This window comes from Aggregatibacter segnis ATCC 33393 (assembly GCF_000185305.1).
In the GTDB taxonomy this organism is placed as follows: Bacteria; Pseudomonadota; Gammaproteobacteria; order Enterobacterales; family Pasteurellaceae; genus Aggregatibacter; species Aggregatibacter segnis.
Genome location: NZ_GL622200.1, coordinates 860,687 through 882,777, shown reverse-complemented (window position 1 = coordinate 882,777; position 22,091 = coordinate 860,687). Strand labels below are relative to the sequence as shown.

Genomic DNA, 22,091 nt, shown 5'->3' with positions numbered 1-22,091 from the left:
CGAATGCTGAGGAAAATTGATTTTAAAACCTTTTACGACAATCAATTACCTACTCCGAAAAAGCATAACAAGATTTGTCCAAGTCGTATAAAATATCACCTACCTAACGATTGGCGCTTTTGCCGTTTTACTTTTATTTTTTAATTCAGGAATCAGGAGCTATTTATGAACGAGCACAAAAAAGAATATTCTTTTACCGAACAGAAAGTGCGTTGGGTTAAAAAACACACACCCAAGCTACTTTCTTTCAGTATCACTCGCCCAAAGGACTTTGATTTTATTGCCGGTCAGTTTGCCAAATTAGGGTTTATGCAAGGAGATGAATACATTTCCCGTGCCTACTCCATGATTTCTGCCGAAAATACGGATCATCTGGATTTTTACGCCATCCTCATTGAAGACGGCATCATGTCAGGGCATTTTAACCAAATGCAAGCAGGCGACAGCTTATTATTAGAGAAAAAACCTATCGGGTTCTTTACCGTTAGCCGTATTCCTCAGGGGAAAGAACTTGTTTTACTCGCCACCGGTTCAGGCATTGCGCCGTTTTTGTCAATGTTAGAAAACGAAACATTATGGCAAAAAGCCGATAAAGTCGTCTTAGTGCATTCCGTTTCTTATGTAGATGATTTGGTATTTGAACAGTATTTAGCCGACTTAAAAGACCACGCTATTGTGGGAAAATATGCCAACAAATTCATCTATCAACCGGTCATTACCCGAGAGAAAATTGCCGGCGCATTAAACCAAAGAATTCCGCAATTATTAGAAAACAGCGAACTAGAAAACGCGTTAAATATCACCTTTACTAAAGCCGATACCCGTTTCTTAATTTGTGGCAACCCGAATATGGTAAAAGAAAGTTACGAGAAATTAAAAGCCAAAGGCTTCGCACTTCATCGGGTACATAAAGACGGTGAAATTATGATGGAAAACGCCTTTTAAGCGTTAAAAGTGCGGTCGTTTTTTATTGCAAATTCTGTCTCTTATCTTCTTTATAAAAGAGGACTGGTTATATTCTGTCCTCTTTTATTAAATTCCTTGAGTTACTACTCTTCACCCAACAATTTCAAGTCACGATTTCTCACTTGTTTTTTCAGAATCTCTAAGAATTCTTCCACCGTGAATGTGCCGAGATCTTGACCTTTACGGGTACGCACTGCCACTTTGCCGGCTTCGATTTCCTTATCACCACAAACCAGCATATAAGGCACGCGGCGTAAAGTATGTTCGCGGATTTTGAAACCGACTTTTTCGTTACGTAAATCGGTTTTCACGCGTAAACCTGCATCAGATAACTGTTTCGCAACCTGTTGTACATACTCAGATTGAGAATCGGTGATGTTCATCACAACCGCTTGCGTTGGCGCCAACCATGCCGGGAAGAAACCTGCATATTCTTCGGTGATGATACCGATGAAACGTTCAATCGAACCTAAAATCGCACGGTGAATCATAACCGGTGTACGGCGATCGTTGTCTTCCGCCACATAAGACGCATTTAAACGACCCGGTAGTGCAAAGTCTAATTGGATAGTACCGCACTGCCATTCACGATCTAAACAGTCGCGTAAAGCAAACTCAATTTTCGGGCCGTAGAACGCGCCTTCGCCTTCTTGAATTTCATATTCAAGGCCATTGTGTTTCAACGCGTTGGCTAAACCTTCCTCCGCGCGATCCCACATCTCATCGGCACCGATACGTTTTTCCGGACGGGTTGAAAGTTTAACGAAGATATTAGTAAAGCCAAAGGTGCTGTAAATATCGTAAACCATGCGGATACAGCTCGTCACTTCGCTTTCAATTTGATCTTCAGTACAGAAAATATGGGCATCGTCTTGGGTGAAACCGCGTACACGCATTAAACCGTGTAAGGAACCGGAAGGCTCATTACGGTGGCAAGAACCGAATTCCGCCATACGGATTGGTAAATCACGATAAGATTTCAAACCTTGGTTAAAGATTTGAACGTGTCCTGGGCAGTTCATCGGTTTGATAGCGTATTCGCGGTTTTCCGATTGTGTGGTAAACATCAAATCGCCGTAGTTTTGCCAGTGACCGGTTTTTTCCCACAATACGCGATCCATCATGAACGGGCCTTTTACTTCTTGATAATCGTATTGTTTTAATTTGGTACGTACGAAGGTTTCCAATTCGCGGAAAATCGTCCAACCGTCGTTGTGCCAGAACACCATGCCCGGTGCTTCTTCTTGCATGTGATATAAATCTAACGCTTTACCGATTTTACGGTGGTCACGTTTTGCTGCTTCTTCCAAGCGTTGCAAATAGGCATCCAGTTGTTTTTTATCTGCCCACGCCGTGCCGTAAATACGTTGCAACATTTTATTTTTGCTGTCACCGCGCCAGTAGGCACCGGCAATTTTTTGTAATTTGAAATGATGGCAAAAACGCATATTCGGCACATGCGGGCCACGACACATATCAATATATTCTTGATGATGATAAAGCGCAGGCGTTGCAGTACGTTCGATGTTTTCATCTAGGATCGCCATTTTGTACGGCTCGCCACGTTTTTCAAACGTATCTCTTGCTTCTTGCCAACTGACCGGCGTTTTAATCACATCGTAATTGGTTTTGGCCAATTCCAACATGCGTTTTTCAAGGGCATCAATATCTTCTTGGGTTAAAGAGCGGTCTAAATCCACGTCATAATAGAAACCGTTGTCAATCGTCGGGCCGATGGCCATTTTGACATCCGGGAATAATTGTTTAATCGCATGACCGAGTAAATGTGCTGTGGAGTGACGAATAATTTCTAAACCATCTTCGTCTTTGGCAGTAATAATTTCTAATGTGCTATCTTCGGTAATCAGATCACAGGCATCTTTACGTTCGCCGTTGACACGACCGGCAATGGTCGCTTTGGCAAGGCCTGCGCCAATATTTTGCGCAACTTCTAATACAGTAACAGGTTTATCGAATTGACGTTGTGAACCGTCAGGTAAAGTAATAACTGGCATAATGCATCCTTATACAGTGGTCACCCATACGCAAGGTGGCTTGTTTCATTTAGTTAAAAAACGTTTTAAAAAAGCACCGCACTTTTATCATCCTTACAAACGGACAAGCCAAGTGCGGCGCGCAATTCTAGCATATTTTAGGATGACAACCAAATGCCTAAATTTTGACTTGAGTCACAGTAATTTTTTCTTAATCTTTTACACTAGAAACATGATTAACTGAAAAGAAGGAACAGAGTATGTGGAAGTCGATTTCTCAAGTTTTAGCTGATCAATTCGGGGCGTATTATTCCATCAAAAATAAAACCAAAATTCACACCGGCGAAATGCATGAATCTTGGATCATTGATGACGGCATTCAGCCTGTCTTTGTAAAAATGAATGAAAAGTCCTACCGCTCCATGTTCCGTGCCGAAGCGGATCAGTTAATCATGCTGGCAAAAACCAATACCGTTCGTGTGCCGGAAGTCTATGGCGTCGGTTGTTCGCAAAATCATAGTTTTCTGTTGTTAGAAGGATTAGCAATGCAGCCTAATACGCCACAAAATATGGCGGAATTTGGTAACCAATTGGCTCGGCTACACCAATATCAAGGTTCGGAAAATTACGGTTTATCTTTTGATACCTGGCTCGGGCCGCAATATCAACCGAATGAATGGGGTTCTCGTTGGGCAACATTCTTCAGTGAACAACGCATTGGTTGGCAATTACAGCTCTGTGCGGAAAAGAATCTGTATTTCGGTGATAAAGAAGAAATCATAAAAGCCGTAGCAACCTTGTTAGCCAAACATCAACCTAAACCATCGCTCTTACACGGCAACTTATGGATTGAAAACTGTGCGAATATTGATGGGCATACCGTGACTTATGATCCGGCATGCTATTGGGGCGATCGGGAATGTGATTTGGCCTTTACCGAATTATTCGAGCCGTTCCCACATGAATTCTATGAAAATTACCACCGCACTTTCCCGTTAGATGAAGGTTATCAAGAGCGGAAAATCATTTATCAGCTTTATCATCTGCTTAATTTCAGTAGCCGTTTCCATGGCAACTATGTGGCACTTGCCAATAAGCTTGTACATGATGTGTTACAACGTTACGAAAATCGCTAAAGGCGACACAAAAAAAGAAAGGGCTCTATGCCCTTTCTTATTGTTTGTATGACACAACCTTACATCAGCGTTCTCTCATTTTTCTTCAGCCAACGCAACGCGATATTATCAACACTCTCCTCTGCTTGCTTTCCTACTTTCTGTAGCAACGATTTTTTCACCACATATTTCACGCCAATAAGTTGTTTTTCTTTCATCGCTTGTAGCAATAAATCATCGCTGGTCATAATCTCATCCACGAGATTCAAATTTAATGCCTGTTGACCAAACCAGTGCTCACCGGTTGCCACTTGCTCTACATCCAAGTGCGGTCGATTTTGCGAAACAAATTGTTTGAATAATTGGTGGGTTTCTTCTAACTCTTGTTGGAATTTTTGTTTTCCTTTTTCGGTATTTTCACCCAACATGGTCACGGTACGTTTGTATTCACCTGCTGTCATTACATCCACGTCTACATCATGTTTTTTCAATAAACGATGAATGTTTGGAATCTGAGCAACGACCCCAATAGAGCCAATAATCGCAAAAGGCGCGGATACAATTTTATCGGCAACGCAGGCCATCATATAACCACCGCTTGCTGCCACTTTATCCACAGCAACCGTCAACTTGATATTATGCTGTTTCAAACGCATTAATTGCGATGCGGCTAACCCATAACCATGAACCACACCGCCGGGGCTTTCCAAGCACAGTAACACTTCATCATTTGGCTTCGCCACCTGAACAATGGCGCTGATTTCTTCCCGCAATGCCGCTGTTTCTGAAGCAGAAATATCGCCTTTAAAATGTAATACATAAAGGCTTGGTTTACGTTCGGATTCCGTATCTTCACCTTTTTTACGTTGTGCTTTTAAGGCTTTTGCTTTCGCCTTTTCTGCCTTTTTCTCTGCTTTTTCCGCTTCTTTTAATTCATCTTCGCTGAGGTGAAAGTTGCTCAATATTTTGCTGTTTTCCTCAAATTCTTTTGATAAATCGGTAATCACCAATTCACCGTGTAAATGCGCTTTTTTTTGTTTCATAGCAATGATCATGGCAACCACTGCCGCAACCACCAATAACAAGGTGATCACTTCTAAAATAAACACGCCATAACCGACAAAAATATCAGACCACATAATAATTGTTCCTTAGTAAGAATAAATAAGGTCGAGGATTATAAAGTATCGCTTATCTCAATGCCACCTTCGCGGCCAGCTGAAAAATAAAGGATTATTAACCCAACATTAATAATGCTTTTCAAAAAGTCCTATTTATCTTTCTTAAATACCCGTTAAAATGACCGCACTTTTCACTTAATGATTTCAAAAAGGAAATAACATGAACAATGTTCTTGTCTTAAAATCCAGCATTCTGACAGACAATTCACAAACCAACCAATTATCCGATTATTTCGTCAGCAAACTTGCCGGCAAAAATGTGGTTATCCGTGATCTTGCGGTATTATGTAGCAGTTGCACAAAGACCTAACCGATTGAAAATACTAAAATCTCCATTGAAAGTTTAACTCAATGGAGATTTTTATTATGGCGGAATCCCACCTTATTTCTCAATTTAGCAAATTAATTGAAAGCAGCTATAAAGAAAAAGCAATTCTTGAACATCAGCTTACTCAGTTAGAACAACAGAAATCAGATTTAGAAGATAAAATACTCTGTTTTGAGAATACTTTGATGTACCTCGAACCCAATTTCGATTTAAGGCAAATCAAAACACAATTTAATGCGTCAAGGCTAATAAAACCTCGTTTGTTTAAACAAAATCTTCAATTGTTGGTCGCAAGGGTATTAAAGCAAAGTGAACGTTGGAAAACATTATACTCGATTGCAAATGAGGCTTTGGCATTAGATAGTGGCAAAGATTATTTTTCACCTAAAAGAGAGCATGAATTAGCCGTTGCTCGCGTATTGAAAGAACTGTATAAGAAAGGAATTATTGAACGGAGAGAAGTTGAATTACATAAACGGACAATAAAGCGAGGATTTTTCAGACGTTCTGAATGGCGATTAAAACCTCTTGAGTAAAAATGGATAAGTAGCGGTAGAAATACCGCTATTTTTGTTTTAGTCGCCATTTGACATCAGTCACGCCTCTTTCTAGTCGTTCTACGACACCTTTTGTCAGCCAATGTTTTAACGCACCACGCACCGAAACCGTATGCTTCGGACGAACGATAGGGTTTTGTCTGTCTTTTATTAAGACAATCTCAGTAATTTCATTGACCGTGAAATAATGGTCGGGTTGGGCTTTGAGTACCGCTAAGACCATTGGTCTTAATTTTCCACGGAATCTATGTTTGTAGGTTCGATATGAATAAACCTCTGTATCATATTCATCGGTTAAAGCTTCACCTTCCATCACTTCAAGGGCATCGTTGAGCTTTTGGATTTTTCTTTCGACTAATTCGAGATGCTCTAGCACCTGTGTTCGTTCACGTTGCAAGCGATCGATTTTTGCCTGAATTTGGCTAAAGTAGATTTTATTTCCCATTACATTATTAACCTTTCTGCTTGTCTATGATTACCCTGCCAATAGCCTTGCCAGTCTGTTGTATTGTCGGTAGCAAGACATTGCTCAAGCGTGCTGTTAAATAGGCTTAAATTATCCACGCGGCGATTATCTTCTCGATAAGCACATTCGTTGGCATAGTTATCAAGATACTTATTGCTGATTTTATGATGTGTGCCAATAATCATACGCTTAAAGCGACTGAAATAGCTTTCTGCAAGGTTGTTTGTTATACCTTCATCGCTACGGTATTCTTTTTGATGGTTCACACGGCGTAAATCGTAGTGAATCATCAATTCGTCATAAGCTGAATTTTCGTCTGCATGAATACGACTGCCTGCCTTGATATAGCTTGTTGCCAGTTTATTCACGACTTGGCTATTTTCCGATAAAATCGGAAAGGTTAAAGTTTTCTTTGCGCCCACTAAATACGGGTTTTCTACGGTTTCTTCTTCGGTATAACGGCTTCGCATCACCAAAATTGACCGTTTATTAGGATTGGCATTTTCTTTCAACCGTCTGTCCACGCGTTCACTTTTCTTATTTTTAGGACGTGAAGCAGAATGAACATAAGTGCCGTCAATATGGATTTCACCTGAAAGCGGAAATAACTGTTTCTGAATTTGTAAACTTTCACGGATTTTGTGAGCAAGCGTAAAAGCTGTTTTGTACTGAACATTCAAATCACGCGAGAGTTGGCAAGCAGACAAGCCTTTAGCGGCATTAACAAATAAGGCTATCGCGTAAAGGTAGGTCTGAATAGATAACTTACGGTCGGCAAAAATCGTGCCTGATGTGACGCTAAAGGTATGATGACAATGTTTACACCGCCATTGATGGCGACTGGCAATGCGATAAGCAATATGTTGTACGCTACATTTCGGACATACCACATTCTCCTCACTCCCCCAACGAATTTGGCATAGCAATGTCCGCGCTTCGCTATCAGATAGCTGTGCCATCTTGACAGGCGAAAACTTGCGTGACTTACATGAAAGGGAAAAATGTTGAGGCATATATTGAGATCACACCTTACTTAAACTAAAATATGAAACATCATTCATATTGTTTGTGTACAATATATCACATTCATTCACTTTTTACAATAGGAATATGAAACAATGTGCATATCTGAACGTTTAAAGCAGATCTTAGAAGCCAAAAATATGACCGTTACTGAATTTTCTAATGTAACGGGAATCTCATATCGTTCGGCAATGAATTACTTGAATGAGGGACGCGATCCAAATGTAGATGCTCTAGTGAAAATTCATAAGGGGTTAGAAATCAGTATAACTTGGCTGCTCACAGGAAATGGATCAATGTTTCAAGCAGCAACTCAAGAAAGTTCGATTTCAGCACAAGAAGAAAAATTGATTGCAGACTACCGCTCAATGCCTGAAAACCTAAAAGATGCTTTCTCAATTTCTTTCAAAGAAATTTCCAATAAACAATAAATATTTAACTTGATATTAACTCAATAAGGAACAAAAAATGTCCCTACAAGCCTACAAGCCTACAAGCCTACAAGCCTACAAGCCTACAAGCCTACAAGCCTAATTATACCAACCTTTCAAAACTTATGAGAGGTTTCTAATGACTAACACTATTAAATTAGAAACCATCCTTAAAGATAGTCAATATAAATTAACCCAATTTACGCAAGATCAAATTAGGGAATTAGAAGAAAAAATAATTTTAAAAGAACAAAAAGAAAAAACAGTCTATTTTGTCACTTGTCTTATCCGAAAAAAAGAAATCAAACTAACTCCTGAAGAGGTTATTAGACAGCTATATTTATCTACTCTTATTAATAAATACCGTTATCCAATAGATAGAATAAGCGTGGAAAGTGCAGTAAATTTTGGTAGAGAAGAGAAACGTGCAGATATTATTATATGGGATAAAGATAACATTACATCAGCCTATATTATAGTAGAACTTAAAAAACCAAAAATAAAAGATGGTAAAGAGCAATTAAAATCTTATTGTAATGCCACGGGTTCACCTATGGGAGTTTGGACTAATGGTGAATCTATTTCATTCTATCATCGTAAAGATCCAAACTATTTTGAAGATATATCTAACATTCCTAACGTGAATGAAAAATTATCAGATATATTGAATGAAAAATATACTATTCATGACCTAATTAAACATGATAAATTGGTAAATGAAAGAAAATCTTTAAAAGATCTTATTCTAGAAATGGAGGATGAAGTTCTAGCGAATGCAGGAATAGATGTATTCGAAGAAGTATTTAAACTTATCTTCACAAAACTTTATGATGAAATGCAAAGTGGAAGAAATGAAAAACGATATTTAGAGTTCAGAAATAATGGTAATACAGAAATTGAATTAAAAAATAAAATTCAATCTTTATTTAAAAAAGCGAATGAAAAATGGGAAGGTGTATTTTCTAAAGATGCAAAAATTCAACTTACGCCATCACATTTATCGGTTTGTGTGTCATCACTTCAAGATGTGAAATTATTCAATTCTAACTTAGATGTAGTCGATGAAGCTTTCGAATATCTAATAAGTAAATCAAGCAAGGGCGAGAAAGGACAGTATTTTACTCCTCGTTATATCATTGATATGTGTGTAAAAATGCTTAATCCTACAAAGGATGAAAGCATAATTGATACTGCATCTGGTAGTTGTGGCTTCCCTGTACATACCATTTTCCATGTATGGGAACAAATCCTTAAAGAGGAAGGATTACATAAGAGCCATTTATTTACCAGTAAAGAAAAACCTATTGAGTGTACAGATTATGTAACCACTAAAGTCTTTGCAATAGATTTTGATGAAAAAGCAGTACGTGTTGCAAGAACGTTAAATCTCATTGCTGGTGATGGACAGACGAATGTTCTCCATCTAAATACTTTAGATTGGGAACGTTGGGATGAAAAAACAGGTAATACAAAAAAAGAAATTGTAGGAGATACAGAATGGCTAGATACTTATGGTGAAGGCTGGAAAAAAATTAGACAGCTTCGAGTAAGTAATGAAAGTAATAGGGATTTCAAGTTCGATATTTTAATGGCTAATCCTCCATTTGCTGGCGATATAAAAGAAAGCCGTATTTTAGCTAAATATGAATTAGGCAAGAAACCGAACGGCAAAACGCAAACTAAAGTCGGACGCGATATTCTTTTTATCGAACGCAATTTGGACTTTTTAAAAGACGGCGGACGCATGGCGATAGTATTACCGCAAGGACGTTTCAATAACAGCTCTGACAAAGCCATTCGCGAATTTATTGCAGAACGTTGTCGTATCCTTGCAGTAGTTGGTTTGCATGGGAACGTATTTAAACCACATACTGGCACCAAAACCAGCGTTTTATTCGTACAAAAATGGCATGACACTCTTTGTCCAAAAGTGGAGGACTATCCAATTTTCTTTGCTACCATGCAAGAACCGAGTAAAGACAACAGCGGCGATAAAATCTTTGTCCGTAATGAAAATGGTTCACCCGTGCTGGATAGTCACGGGCATTTAATCGTTAAGCACGACCTGTTTAACCACGACGGCAAAACTCAAGATGGGATAGCTGAAGCCTTTTTAGAATTTGCTAAAAAAGAAAAATTGTCTTTTGTGGGAAAGTCCTAAGCCCCTTTGATGTTGCGAAATATCAGCGATTGTTGGAGGGGCTGGAAGTAAAAGTGTTGAATTACTCTGAAGTTTTGGAAGATAACTTTACTTACCGTATTGATGCAGAGTTCTTTAAAAAAATCTATTTAGAAGAAGAAAAAATAATTGCGAGACTTGGTTTTGAAGAAGCTAAAAATATTATTGTCGTAAAAGGTGGGAAGCGATTGCCAGAAGGACATGATTTTCTAAATAATAAAAGCGGAATACCATATATACGGGCAGAAGATATAAAAAATGGTTTTGTTGATTACACTAACTCTCCAACTATTTCACTATTGACTCATAGAGAAATAAAAGCTTATCAAACAGAATATAATGATGTATTGATGACTATTGTTGGAAACTCTATTGGAGATATAGGTATAGTAAAATTTAATTTGGATATTTGTAATTTAACAGAAAATGCTGTTCGCTTAATTACTAAAAAAATTAAGCCCGAATATTTGTTTTCTTTTTTAGAAAGCAAATTTGGTCAAAATTACATTGAAAGAAATAAAGTAGGAACTGCTCAACCAAAACTATCAATAGAGCGTATTAGAAAAATAAAAATCCCAATAGTCTCGTCAGAATTTCAAGATGAAATTGAATCCCTTGTTTCGTCAGCATTTGAAAAACTGCAAAAATCCAAAGAGACGTACCAAGCAGCCCAAAACTTGCTTTTAGACCATTTAGGCTTAAAAGATTTTAATCCGCCCGCTCAAGCAGTCAATGTTAAATCCTTTTCCGACAGTTTTGGTAGATCGGGTAGGCTGGATGCGGAGTTTTATCAGGAAAAGTATGAAGGTTACCTGAAAAAGATTCAGGCTTATCCGTACGGTTGCGAACCGATAAGAACGGCTTGTAAATTGAAGGATGCGAATTACACGCCTAAAGATAATCAGACATACCAATATATTGAATTATCCAATATTGGAAATTTAGGGGAAATTACAGGGGCAAGCTTGGATTTAGGATGCAATTTGCCAAGCAGGGCAAGACGGAAAGTCAGTAAAAACGACGTGATTGTTTCAAGTGTTGAAGGCTCGCTTGCCAGTTGTGCCATCGTCTCGGAACAATACCATCAGGCGTTATGTTCAACTGGCTTTTATGTGGTGTCGTCTGAAAAAATTAATTCGGAAACTTTGCTGATATTGTTTAAATCCGAGTCTATACAGCAGCTTTTAAAACAAGGTTGCTCAGGTACAATTTTGACGGCTATCAATAAAGACGAATTTTTGAACATTCCCTTACCTTTAGTTGATGCAAATATCCAAACCCAAATCGCCGATTTAATCCGACAATCTAATTACTTACGTATTAAGAGTAAAGGATTGTTAGAAAAAGCTAAGAAAGCTGTTGAGTTAGCAATTGAAAAAGATCAAGAATCAGCTTTAGATTTTATAAAAGGAAAACAAACTAATGACTGCAATGTACACTGATAATATAGAAAAATGGAAGTCATTATCTGATATAGATTACTTCACATATTTTGTTAAAAGTTGGATTTCATTTAATGCTTGGTATAAAAATTCTTATCCTAACTTAAAAACAGATAGAGAAGCCATTAATGAAATAAAATCATCTCCACAATGCTTATTTAGGAAGAGATTTTTAAGTTTACTAAATGGAAATAATGAAGATAGCTCGTACTTTAAAAATAATCTCGCCCACTTCCATTATTGTTTATTAAATAATCATATAGTATATGGCGGAGATAGACTATATTTTGAAGAATTCATGGTGGAGCTAGACAAAAGCAATTTAACACAAAACTATTCTAATAGAAATATTTCATATTACGTTCATATTGAATTAGAAAGAGTTGGTATAAAAAGAGTCACTGTTACAGTGAAAAATTCAAGTAAAACTTTATTATGCTACACTCACAACGAGTATGATTTAGCGCATTTTAATCATGACAAAAGATTTAAATATTTAAGTGATTCTCAGAAACGTAAGATCAATGGAATTTTTGAAGAAGCTAATCCAAGAAAAAAGATTTCATTATTAACAAAATCTGAACCTTATTTAAAGATTGGAGAATATCAGTTTGTTGATAATGAAGATTTAATTTATAAAGCTACTTTAGAAATAATTTATAATTTAAGGAATGCTTTATTTCACGGGGAAATTGCCCCTGATAAAGATACAAATAAAGTTTACGAAGCAGCGTATAGAGTAATGAGACAATTAGTTATTGGACTTTAATATAAGATTGTTGTGTGAATACATTTATAATAGTCTTGCTCAATACTTTTAGTAAGCCCCAGTAAATCACTAAGCCAATTACTCGGCTAACTGGCAAGCATTATACCTTTCGGTTTATTGATTTCTACCACGATTTCCTTGTGGTGTTCATAGGTATTCAAAACCCAAACGCCTTGAGCCGATTTGAGATTCTCAAGTGGGCGATTTTTCATTTCCCACGTTTGGCTAACACTTTGCAACACAAGAAAATTCACATGGCGCATAACCTTAATTAATCAATATTCTTGCTGTTATAGTGATGGCGATAAGAGCTTTAAAGGGCATCTTTTTATTGCAAACTGAGTAAATTTTGAACTAGAATATTCAGACTTTTAAGCAAATCTTCTCGTTTGCTTTTTCGGGAAATTTCCCATTTTTATATTTTTTGTTCAACCAATTTAACAAGAGAAACATGACTTATTGACTAAAAAAAACAATAAGTTGAGAGTTGATTATGCACGTTGAACAAAAAAATGAAAAACAACAAGAAAACACCACCACTTTTACTTTCTGCACTTCGCAATCTCTCTGCGTTCGCTGTTTACGATTTATCTGATACCGAAATACTCATTCTTCTTAAAAATGCTCGTTGGGGAAATTCTCATTGTTTTCATACTGTTCAATGTCCTCGTTGTCAGATTGAGCATAAAGCCTATTTTATTTCTTCTCGTAAGCAATGGCAGTGCAAACATTGCCAGTATCGCTTTTCAATTAAAAGCGGAACGATTTTTCAGAATGCCAAACTTTCCCTAAAAAAGTTATTGGAAGCCATTTACTATTTTGCGATTAAAAGCAAAGGCATTTCCGCGATTGAGCTTTCCCATTACCTTAATGTGCAATATAAAACCTCATGGGCGTTACTGCATAAACTTCGTGAAGCAATTGAAAAGACACAAGACTTTACACCGCTAACAGGTATCGTTCATATCGACGGCTGTTATGTGAACCATTACATTCGCCCAAAGAATTTTAAACACCGCCGAATTGATAGACGCAAGAAATGCCATCAACGTAAAGATAAATCTTGCGTTGTGGTTTTCCGCCAACAAGCCGCAAATCAGGAAATAATAAAAGGAGCTGACCGCACACTCGTTGCGTTAGTTAAAGAGGAAAATGCTGATGATATATTTGCTTTAACACATCGCTTAGTCGTACCCAAATCTACAATTTGTGCTGATGAAAACCCTGCTTATGATGGTTTGGCGTTTCATTATGATTTATGGCGCGTAAATCATTCCCAAGAATATTGTTCGATTGACGGCATCACCAATAACCTAGCTGAATCCTTCTTTGCCCGATTTAGAAGAATGATTATGGGCGTTTATCATAAGATGGGAAATAACTATATGATGCACTACGCCAATGAAGCCGCATGGCGTGAGGATTTTCGTTACCAGTCAGATAAAGACAAATTCGACAACGTGCTAAAACGCTGTTTGAAAGCCAGACCTTCGCGAGATTTAACGGGTTACTGGCAGGGAAATAAGAAACCTACGGCAAAATTCGGATTGGAAAGTTTGTGCTTGGAAGCCTCAAACGATAACCAATATTTAGCCGTAGCCTAAACAATTTAAAGCAACACAAGGAGCAATGATGGAAACCATGACACACACGCCACTTAACGTGGATTTAAAAAAGATGGACTATGAAACATTCAAAACTTTTATGCGAGAACTGGCTCAGATGTATTCAAACGTAAAAGATGATGACTATCTGTTGTTCTATCACAATTTGCGAGACCTTGCGAAAGAAGTCAGTACTTTACCCCGTAATCCATTGATATTTTATGGAGCCTATGAAATCGCTAATAATCAGGCAGTCGTGGCAATATTTGAAATGCAATTTACCGATGAAGTGTTTGAAACCGAAGATGGGAAACCTTATCAGATGCTTTCTATTATTAGTAGTTTTGCAGAAGATAAAATCTATCTACGTTGTCCGACTAAAATTAGGGAACACCTTACCCAACCCGAATATATTACACTTTGCGAGCAAGCCTATCCTACGATAATGGAACAAATGCTATTAGAGGAGCAACGTGAAAAATTGTTTAGAAGAAAACCGAAAAGCGAGTAATGGAAAAATGAGTAGAATTCTGTAAAATACACTCATAGTAAAAACAATGCCCTTATCGAAATAAGGGCATTTTCGTGTGATTTTGGTTAAATTTTGGTCTTTGTGCAACTGCTACATAATACCGTGATCTTGCCGCAAATCCACTACCGCATTTTGATGCAACGGCCGCAACGGCATTGCGCGGCCAACCAACAAGCGCGGAAGAAAATGCATTATTGGCGTTATCTGATGAATTAGTAGCGGAAATCAAAAAGGCAGACACGTTGATTATTAACGCGCCGATGTACAACTTCCATATTCCGACACAACTAAAAAGCTATTTTGATTTTATTGCACGTCCGCGTGTCACTTTCCAATATTCTGAAAAAGGCCCGGAAGGTTTATTAAAAGGTAAAAAAGCCGTGGTATTAGCGGCATTTGGTGGTTTTCATCAAAATCAACCAACAGATTTGGTGACGTCATACATGAAAGCTATCTTAGGCTTTGTCGGTATTACCGATGTGCAATTCGTTTATGTGGAAGGCATTGGATTTGGTCCGGAAGCCATCGAAAAAGCACAAGTGCAAGCAAAAGCAGAAATTGATAAAATTGCGACCGCACTTTAAATAACACTCAAAACAAAAAAGCATCATAAAGGTGCTTTTTTTATAGCTAAAATCTAACGCAAAGTGCGGTCATGTTTTCCCACATTTTTATTAATGTAGTTTTAATGACGGTCTTAAATAACGATTCAAGTGCCCTACCACAATAATTAAACCGGTTTTAAAGCAACCATGTAATGCCGCTTGGTGCATGCGATAAAGGGAGACATACATCCATTGTGCGATTTTACCTTCAATGGTCATGGAAGAACCGCCGGTAATCTTGCCACCTAAAGCGCCAAATGCGGTAAATTCAGATAAAGAGACTAATGAACCTTTGTCGTTATATTTAAAATCTTTCAATGGCTTGTTATCAAATAAAGCAATGATATTTTTCGCACAACGACTTGCCATTTGGTGCGCGGCTTGGGCTTTTGGCGGCACCGGTTTGCCATCCTCTTGCATAAAGAAACAACAATCGCCCATGGCAAAAATCGTGTCGTCATTTGTGGTTTGCAAGGTTTTCTTCACGACTAATTGGTTAATTCGGTTGATTTCCAATCCGTCAAAACGTTTCGTAATGCCTGAAGTGCGAATGCCTGCCGACCATACGATTAAATCCGCCGGAATATGTTGTCCGTCTTTTGTCACCAACTGTTTTTTCTCCGCTTCAACAATCATCGTATTGGTTTTGACATCCACGCCCAATTTGCGGAGTTCTTCCGTGGCATCATTGGAAATGCGTTCAGGCAATGCCGGTAAAATACGGGAGCCGGCTTCGACTAAAGTCACGTTTAAACGGCTACTATCAATTTGCCCATAACCATAAGAAGACAAGTGCTCTGCAGCATTATACAGCTCTGCAGAAAGCTCCACGCCCGTTGCCCCGGCCCCCACAATCGCAATATGAATGTGGCCGTCTTGTACTAACTCCTGTTTACTTTCCGTCTCACCAATATCGTCCAATACTTGGTTTTCACGAAATTTCAGGAAAAGCGCCAACATTTTTTGTTGAAAGCGCATGGCTTGTGCCGGACTATCTAAAAAGATGCAATTTTCTTCAACCCCCTTTGTGTTGAAATCATTAGATTTGCTGCCAATGGCAATCACTAAATAATCATAAGGAATGCGGCGGGAAACCACGATCATATCGCCGTCGTCGCCATAAACCGGCGCCAGTTCCACATATTTATGTTGACGATTTAAGCCAACCATGGAACCTTGCTCAAAGTTGAAATAATGATTGTGAGCATGGGCGCGGTAACTTAATGCTTCTACGCCGTCATCCAATGCACCTGTCGCTAATTCATGTAACAACGGTTTCCATAAATGAGTTTGGTTGCGATCAATTAAGGTGACATTGGCACGTTTCTTACGCCCAAGTTTATTGCCTAAATGGGTGGCAAGCTCAAGCCCGCCGGCGCCACCACCGACAATGACGATGTTTTTCATAAATACCTCTAAACTAAAAAATAAAAATTAATTAACAATATTTTAACACTGGTTTTGCCATTTTTCTTAAACGCGATTTAGAAAAGTCAGAAAATACCTCATTTCTGTTAGGTAAATGAAAACAAAAGTGCGGTAAAAATAACATTATTTTTCACCGCACTTTCCTTTCGATATTCCGTCATGCAATAGTAAAAAAGAAAAAGGCAACATGATGTTGCCTTTTATCTTAACTTCAGGAAAAAAATGAAAATTAGTTTTGTGGCGCGTAATCCACGAGCAAGTAATGTTTCGCAATGCTTAAGAACGCTTCTACTTGTTCTTTTTGCCATTGTTCATCTTTACCCAATTCTTTTGCCATGACGCTTGCCACTTTTGCCGCACTGTCGATGGCTGCACGGGCATCGAGGAACAATAAACGAACACGACGTGCAAGAACATCTTCAACAGATTGTGCCATTTCTTCACGCACCGCCCAAACCACTTCAGCAACAGTATTTGGATGACGCGGATGAATTTTTTCCGCCATTTCCGGATGTTCAGCTTCCAATGCTTTAATTGCCGGAATGTCAGCACCGTAAATATACAAGTGATTTTTCAAATCCACTTGTTCTGCCGGAATTTTACCGTGAATCGCCAAATTCGTTGTAACACATGGTTTTTTCGCTAATTGCGGATGTACGTTTAATGCTTCATCTACAGTGTCTTCAGACATTTGACGATAAGTCGTCCATTTACCACCGGTAATGGTCACTAAACCACTGTCGCTGACCACCACTTTGTGGCTACGAGACACTTCTTTGGTACTTTGACCGGCTTTTTCCGGCGCGGCTAACGGACGAAGGCCGGCGAAAATACTTAACACATCATCGCGTGTTGGTTTTCTCGTTAAATATTGACCGGCAGTGTCTAAAATAAATTGAATTTCTTGTTCTAAAGCAACCGGCTCATAAGACGGCTCATTAACCAACGTATCCGTTGTACCAACCACTAATCTTTCATGCCATGGCACCGCAAACAATACACGACCGTCAGAGGTTTTTGGAATCATCAATGCGTCATCACTTGGTAAGAAGGATTTATCCAATACCAAATGCACCCCTTGGCTTGGCACGACGAATTTTTTATCAGTACCGTGATCCATAGATAAAATATCATTCATGAACACACCGGTAGCATTAATCACCGCAGTACCTTGTACGCTATATTGTTCGCCACTTAATTCGTCCGTAAATTTAACGCCGTTGACTTTGTCTTGTTGATCTTTGAGCAATTCGGTTACTTTCGCATAATTCAACACGGTACCGCCTTGTTCCACAACGGTTTGTGCAATATTCACCGCTAAACGGGAGTCATCAAACTGACCGTCTTTATACACTACGCCGTTTTTCAAATCTGCACCGTTTAAGGTTGGCAAACGTTGCATTGTGGTGTTTTTACTGATGGCAATGGTTTTACCTAAACTTAAATTACCGGATAAATAATCGTATAAACCTAAACCGATGCGGTACTTCACGCTATCAATAAAATTGTAGTTAGGAATGATGAAATTTTGGTTTTTAAATAAGTGGGAGGCATTTTTTGCTAAACGACCACGTTCACGTAAAGCCTCTTTTACTAAAGCGACATCGCCTGCAGCTAAATAACGCACACCACCATGTACTAATTTAGTACTACGGCTTGATGTACCTTTTGCAAAGTCATAGCCTTCCAATAACAATGTTTTATAGCCACGTGATGCTGCGTCTAAAGCAATACCTAAACCACTGGCACCGCCACCAACAACAATAAAATCCCATTGCGCTGTATTTTTTACGTTTTCAAGCTGCGTATTTCTTTGCATTTTTCACCTCGAAGATTGATATCGAATTGTTTACTTTTAATACGAAATGTTCGTTTATGCTCATTTTATCACATCAAACGAAAATAAAGGAAACAAAAGAAAATATAAATTTCTAAATTTGTGATCATGATCACGATTAACGCTCAAACATTCTAAAATTTACGCAAACGTTTGCTTAAACGATTAAATATTCTGTGATCCTGCTCACAAATTAAACTATTTTTGTTTGCTTGGCGAAAATTTATTCATTAATTTGACGCCGCATTCTGTTTTAAAACGAAATGCTTCTTATCAATTCCTTCTTATTAAGGAGAGCTTATGGCTACAAATCACACACTTAAAGGTGCTTGTATTGCGGAGTTTTTAGGTACAGGTCTTCTTATTTTCTTTGGTTGCGGTTGTGTCGCAGCAGCAAAACTAGCAGGTGCAGCCTTCGGACTTTGGGAAATATCCATTGTTTGGGGGATCGGAGTCGCTATGGCGGTATACTGTACTGCCGGCGTATCGGGAGCTCACTTAAATCCGGCGGTAACCATTGCTTTATGGAAATTTGCTTGCTTTGACGGCAAAAAAGTTATTCCTTACATCATCGCGCAAATGGCCGGTGCATTTGTTGCCGCTGCGTTGATTTATTTGCTTTATCAAGATCTTTTTGCAGCAACGGAAGCCGCACAAAATATCGTTCGCGGAGAAACCGTTGGTGTTGCCAATGTATTCTCAACCTATCCACATCCACACATCACATTTTACAAAGCATTTTTAGTGGAAACAGTGATTACCGCCATTTTAATGGGCTTAATCTTAGCCTTAACCGATGATGGCAACGGCGTACCTAAAGGTCCTATGGCTCCCCTATTGATTGGTTTACTTATTGCCGTCATCGGTGGTGCAACCGGTCCATTAACCGGCTTTGCCATGAACCCGGCGCGTGACTTTGGCCCGAAATTATTTGCCTATTTTGCCGGCTGGGGCGACATTGCGCTCACTGGTGGTTTAGCCATTCCTTATGTCCTCGTCCCTTTAATTGCACCAATTGTCGGTGGCTTGCTTGGCGCTTGGGGATACCAACGTTTTATCGGTAAAAATTTACCGTGTAACTGCGGCGAATCCTAGTTCACCCGCTTTATTTCTATATAAGGAGAAACTCATGACTCAAGAATACATTATTGCTCTCGACCAAGGCACCACAAGCTCCCGTGCGGTTTTATTAGATAAAAATGCCAATATCGTCGAAGTGGCACAGCGTGAATTTACCCAAATTTATCCGCAAGCGGGCTGGGTTGAACATAATCCGATGGAAATCTGGGCAAGCCAAAGCTCAACATTAAACGAAGTCGTTGCTAAAGCAGGCATTACCTCCGATAAAATTGCCGCCATCGGGATCACGAACCAACGTGAGACCACCATCGTCTGGGAAAAAGAAACGGGCAAACCGATTTATAACGCGATTGTTTGGCAATGTCGTCGTACTGCCGATATTTGTACCCAATTAAAAGCCGATGGACACGAAAGCTATATTCGTAAAACCACCGGACTTGTCGTTGACCCTTACTTTTCCGGTACAAAAATCAAATGGATTTTGGATCATGTTGAAGGCGCCAGAGAACGGGCGAAAAAAGGCGAATTGTTGTTTGGTACCGTGGATACTTGGTTAGTTTGGAAACTGACCCAAGGTCGCGCCCATGTCACCGACTATACCAACGCATCTCGTACTATGCTGTTTAATATCCACACCAAGCAATGGGATGACAAAATGCTTGAGTTATTAGATATTCCAAAAGCCATGTTGCCGAAAGTATGCAATTCCTCTGAAGTGTATGGACAAACCAACATCGGGGGTAAAGGCGGTGTGCGGATTCCGGTAGCGGGTATCGCTGGAGACCAACAAGCCGCGCTTTATGGCCATTTATGTGTGGAACCCGGTATGGCGAAAAACACTTACGGTACCGGCTGCTTTATGTTGATGAATACGGGTGACAGAGCGGTCGAATCTAAAAACGGATTGCTCACCACCATCGCATGTAATGCCAAAGGCGAACCTTGCTATGCCTTAGAAGGTTCTATTTTTATGGGTGGCGCATCAATCCAATGGTTACGTGACGAATTGCGTTTAATTCACGACAGTGCCGACTCCGAATATTTCGCGACCAAAGTGAAAGATACCAATGGCGTTTATGTGGTACCTGCCTTTACCGGTTTAGGTGCGCCATATTGGGATCCGTATGCACGTGGTGCGATTGTCGGTTTATCCCGTGGTGCTAACCGAAATCACATCGTCCGCGCTACTCTAGAAGCCATCGCCTACCAAACCCGTGAAGTATTAGATGCGATGCAATCTGACAGTGGTGAAAAATTAGCGGCTTTACGCGTGGACGGTGGTGCCGTTGCCAATAATTTCTTAATGCAATTCCAAGCAGATATTCTTGATGTGAAGGTTGAGCGTCCAAAAGTGCGTGAAGTTACTGCACTCGGCGCCGCCTACCTCGCCGGACTTGCGGTAGGATTCTGGAAAGACTTGGAAGAATTGCGTGGCAAAGCTATTGTCGAACGGACATTTGAACCGAAAGAAACACCGGAAAAACGCACCGCACTTTACCAAGGCTGGAAGAAAGCGGTTCAGCGTGCATTGGCGTGGGAAGAGGAATAAAAAATTTAACCTTCCTACATCTTTTATATATGGGCGAGGGGTTTTCCTCTCGCCTTTTTATATAGAAGAAAACGGAAATGGTATTTCGCGATTTTCAAGATAAAAAATACTTAAAAAACCAACCGCACTTTTAACTCAAAAACTCCAATCCGAATTGATACAACTGATTTTTCTTATAGCCATAAAGCTCCGCTACAATAGCCGCTGCCTTCTTCAATGGCAATTCTTGACTAATCAATTCAAGGGCTTTTACCGCTTGCGGAGAAATTTCATCATTGTTTTCTTCTTGTGTTTTTCCCTCAACAATCAGCACCATTTCGCCTTTAGTGCGATTCGGATCTTCTTGTAACCAAACCAACAACTCCGCCAAATTATCACCATGAATGGTTTCCCAGGTTTTCGTAATTTCACGCGCCAGCACCACATAACGCTCGCCGCCAAACACGGTTTGCATATCCGCAAGGCTGTCTAAAATACGATGAGTCGATTCATAGAAAATCAAAGTGCGGTCTTCATTCTCCACGTTTTTTAGTTTGTCCAAGCGTGCTTTACTTTTTGCCGGCAAGAACCCCTCAAAGCAAAAACGGTCAGAAGCAATCCCCGAAGCACATAACGCGGTAATTGCCGCACAGGCGCCCGGCAACGGCACAACTTGAATTCCCGCTTGGCGGCATTGACGCACTAAATGAAATCCGGGATCGCTGATCAGTGGCGTGCCCGCATCAGAAATTAACGCAATATTCGTGCCTTGTGATAACTTCTCCACCAACGCGCCCGCTTTTTGTTGCTCATTATGATCGTGCAAAGCAAAAAACGGCTTTTTAATGCCGTAATGGCTTAACAATAGTCCACTGTGGCGAGTATCTTCCGCGGCAATTAAATCGACTTTTTCAAAGATTTCTAATGCCCGTTGAGTGATGTCCTGCAAATTACCAATCGGCGTAGCGACGATGTATAAAATTCCGTTTGAATTGCTCATTTCGTGTTTCTTTTATTTGCTTTTAG

General features: G+C 39.4%; 19 protein-coding genes and 2 pseudogenes. 13 read left to right on the top strand and 8 right to left on the bottom strand.

Annotated features, from left to right (window positions below; translation table 11 throughout):
• Window positions 1-165: 165 nt before the first annotated feature.
• Window positions 166-945, top strand: a complete 780-nt coding sequence (locus HMPREF9064_RS05230; RefSeq protein ID WP_006718016.1) for a ferredoxin--NADP reductase — start codon at window positions 166-168, stop codon at window positions 943-945.
• Between the two features lie 104 nt (window positions 946-1,049).
• Here the strand turns inward: HMPREF9064_RS05230 and thrS are convergent, their stop codons facing one another.
• Window positions 1,050-2,981 (bottom strand): threonine--tRNA ligase, encoded by a 1,932-nt coding sequence (gene thrS, locus HMPREF9064_RS05235; protein WP_006718014.1) that lies wholly within the window; start codon window positions 2,979-2,981, stop codon window positions 1,050-1,052.
• A 239-nt stretch (window positions 2,982-3,220) separates the two neighbouring features.
• Here thrS and HMPREF9064_RS05240 point away from each other — a divergent pair, with 239 nt between their 5' ends.
• Complete coding sequence (locus tag HMPREF9064_RS05240) at window positions 3,221-4,096, top strand: fructosamine kinase family protein (RefSeq protein ID WP_006718012.1); 876 nt, start codon at window positions 3,221-3,223, stop codon at window positions 4,094-4,096.
• Window positions 4,097-4,155: 59 nt separating this feature from the next.
• On the opposite strand, the gene sohB is transcribed toward HMPREF9064_RS05240, so the two are convergent.
• A complete protein-coding gene (gene sohB / locus HMPREF9064_RS05245) occupies window positions 4,156-5,214 on the bottom strand; it encodes a protease SohB (RefSeq protein ID WP_006718010.1) in 1,059 nt (352 codons plus the stop codon).
• 202 nt (window positions 5,215-5,416) lie between these two features.
• Here sohB and HMPREF9064_RS09765 point away from each other — a divergent pair.
• Window positions 5,417-5,539: pseudogene (locus HMPREF9064_RS09765) on the top strand (FMN-dependent NADH-azoreductase); the annotation flags it as partial.
• Window positions 5,540-5,622: 83 nt separating this feature from the next.
• Window positions 5,623-6,120 carry a hypothetical protein gene (locus tag HMPREF9064_RS05250; RefSeq protein ID WP_032997855.1) on the top strand — a complete coding sequence of 166 codons (498 nt, stop codon included), beginning with the start codon at window positions 5,623-5,625 and terminating at the stop codon, window positions 6,118-6,120.
• Window positions 6,121-6,148: 28 nt separating this feature from the next.
• On the opposite strand, the gene HMPREF9064_RS05255 is transcribed toward HMPREF9064_RS05250, so the two are convergent.
• On the bottom strand, window positions 6,149-6,586 hold the full coding sequence (locus HMPREF9064_RS05255) for a hypothetical protein (RefSeq protein WP_006718004.1): 438 nt from the start codon (window positions 6,584-6,586) through the stop codon (window positions 6,149-6,151).
• Complete coding sequence (locus HMPREF9064_RS05260; protein WP_032997854.1) at window positions 6,586-7,620, bottom strand: IS1595 family transposase; 1,035 nt, start codon at window positions 7,618-7,620, stop codon at window positions 6,586-6,588. Before HMPREF9064_RS05260 ends, HMPREF9064_RS05255 begins: the two co-directional genes overlap by 1 nt.
• 105 nt (window positions 7,621-7,725) lie before the next feature.
• Between HMPREF9064_RS05260 and HMPREF9064_RS05265 the strand changes: the two genes are divergently transcribed.
• The 4 genes from HMPREF9064_RS05265 to HMPREF9064_RS05280 all read left to right on the top strand — a co-directional run bounded on the left by HMPREF9064_RS05265 (window position 7,726) and on the right by HMPREF9064_RS05280 (window position 12,451).
• Window positions 7,726-8,061: a helix-turn-helix domain-containing protein gene (locus tag HMPREF9064_RS05265; RefSeq protein ID WP_006718001.1), complete on the top strand. Its 336-nt coding sequence runs from the start codon at window positions 7,726-7,728 to the stop codon at window positions 8,059-8,061.
• Between the two features lie 139 nt (window positions 8,062-8,200).
• Window positions 8,201-10,222, top strand: coding sequence for an N-6 DNA methylase (locus tag HMPREF9064_RS05270; protein WP_006717999.1), 2,022 nt, complete (start codon window positions 8,201-8,203; stop codon window positions 10,220-10,222).
• Window positions 10,223-10,251: 29 nt separating this feature from the next.
• Entirely contained in the window at window positions 10,252-11,682 is a 1,431-nt protein-coding gene (locus tag HMPREF9064_RS05275) for a restriction endonuclease subunit S (RefSeq protein WP_155811785.1), read from the top strand.
• A complete protein-coding gene (locus HMPREF9064_RS05280; RefSeq protein WP_006717995.1) occupies window positions 11,663-12,451 on the top strand; it encodes a hypothetical protein in 789 nt (262 codons plus the stop codon). The genes HMPREF9064_RS05275 and HMPREF9064_RS05280 overlap by 20 nt, the downstream gene beginning before the upstream one ends.
• Before the next feature lie 86 nt (window positions 12,452-12,537).
• Here the strand turns inward: HMPREF9064_RS05280 and HMPREF9064_RS09895 are convergent, their stop codons facing one another.
• Window positions 12,538-12,714, bottom strand: a complete 177-nt coding sequence (locus HMPREF9064_RS09895; RefSeq protein WP_006717994.1) for a hypothetical protein — start codon at window positions 12,712-12,714, stop codon at window positions 12,538-12,540.
• Window positions 12,715-12,963: 249 nt separating this feature from the next.
• Between HMPREF9064_RS09895 and HMPREF9064_RS05285 the strand changes: the two genes are divergently transcribed.
• The 3 genes and pseudogenes from HMPREF9064_RS05285 to HMPREF9064_RS05295 form a co-directional block, all read left to right on the top strand.
• A complete protein-coding gene (locus HMPREF9064_RS05285; protein ID WP_006717993.1) occupies window positions 12,964-14,055 on the top strand; it encodes an IS1595 family transposase in 1,092 nt (363 codons plus the stop codon).
• A 28-nt stretch (window positions 14,056-14,083) separates the two neighbouring features.
• Window positions 14,084-14,566 (top strand): hypothetical protein, encoded by a 483-nt coding sequence (locus HMPREF9064_RS05290; protein ID WP_032997852.1) that lies wholly within the window; start codon window positions 14,084-14,086, stop codon window positions 14,564-14,566.
• Window positions 14,567-14,688: 122 nt separating this feature from the next.
• Window positions 14,689-15,171 (top strand): annotated as a pseudogene (locus tag HMPREF9064_RS05295) (NAD(P)H-dependent oxidoreductase); the annotation flags it as partial.
• 90 nt (window positions 15,172-15,261) lie between these two features.
• On the opposite strand, the gene HMPREF9064_RS05300 reads toward HMPREF9064_RS05295, so the two are convergent.
• Both HMPREF9064_RS05300 and HMPREF9064_RS05305 read right to left on the bottom strand, forming a co-directional pair.
• A complete protein-coding gene (locus HMPREF9064_RS05300) occupies window positions 15,262-16,599 on the bottom strand; it encodes an NAD(P)/FAD-dependent oxidoreductase (protein ID WP_006717990.1) in 1,338 nt (445 codons plus the stop codon).
• 250 nt (window positions 16,600-16,849) lie between these two features.
• Window positions 16,850-18,439: a glycerol-3-phosphate dehydrogenase/oxidase gene (locus HMPREF9064_RS05305; protein ID WP_006717989.1), complete on the bottom strand. Its 1,590-nt coding sequence runs from the start codon at window positions 18,437-18,439 to the stop codon at window positions 16,850-16,852.
• Window positions 18,440-18,757: 318 nt separating this feature from the next.
• On the opposite strand from HMPREF9064_RS05305, the gene HMPREF9064_RS05310 reads away from it, so the two are divergent.
• Together HMPREF9064_RS05310 and glpK are read left to right on the top strand one after the other, a co-directional pair.
• On the top strand, window positions 18,758-19,552 hold the full coding sequence (locus HMPREF9064_RS05310) for an MIP/aquaporin family protein (RefSeq protein ID WP_006717988.1): 795 nt from the start codon (window positions 18,758-18,760) through the stop codon (window positions 19,550-19,552).
• A 34-nt stretch (window positions 19,553-19,586) separates the two neighbouring features.
• On the top strand, window positions 19,587-21,086 hold the full coding sequence (gene glpK / locus HMPREF9064_RS05315; protein ID WP_006717987.1) for a glycerol kinase GlpK: 1,500 nt from the start codon (window positions 19,587-19,589) through the stop codon (window positions 21,084-21,086).
• 130 nt (window positions 21,087-21,216) lie between these two features.
• Here the strand turns inward: glpK and rsmI are convergent, their stop codons facing one another.
• The gene (rsmI, locus tag HMPREF9064_RS05320; protein ID WP_006717986.1) at window positions 21,217-22,065 is read right to left on the bottom strand and encodes a 16S rRNA (cytidine(1402)-2'-O)-methyltransferase; all 849 of its coding nucleotides are present in this window, start codon (window positions 22,063-22,065) and stop codon (window positions 21,217-21,219) included.
• Window positions 22,066-22,091: the final 26 nt, after the last annotated feature.